Annotated in this window: 1 protein-coding gene; it reads left to right on the plus strand. The window is 42.5% G+C overall.

Features of this window, described 5'->3' with window-relative positions; all coding sequences use genetic code 11:
* Nucleotides 1-511 (plus strand): EAL domain-containing protein (locus R7Q48_RS31305; RefSeq protein WP_318134335.1); only part of this gene is annotated, 511 nt, incomplete at both ends.

Genomic DNA, 511 nt, shown 5'->3' on the forward strand with positions numbered 1-511 from the left:
CGATAATTTCAAAGTTGCGGTAAATGTCTCTCCTATTCAACTGCAAAACGTGAATTTCGCCGAGCAAGTTGAACACCTTCTCGAAGCGTTCCACCTTCCGGCACGTTTTCTTGAGTTAGAAGTGACGGAAAGTGCGTTAATTGCTGATGAAGTGGTCGCACGAACAACCCTTAAAAAATTGAATAAACTTGGCGTGACATTGTCACTTGATGATTTTGGTACGGGCTACGCCTCTTTCAGTTATTTGAAGAAGTACCCTTTTGATGCCATCAAAATCGACAAGAGTTTTGTTCAGCAAATGGAAAAATCCGACGATGACCGCGCAATCATTTGTTCCATCATCCATATTGCGAAAAAACTTGAGCTGCAAGTGGTCATTGAAGGGATTGAATCGCCACAACAAGAGCAGTTTTTGATTGGCGAAGGATGCGATATCGGACAAGGCTTTTTGTACGGAAAACCGATGCCTTGTAACGCGTTCGAACAAAGTTTGTTTACTCAGCGTCAAATT

Source organism: Vibrio sp. 378, from assembly GCF_033339435.1.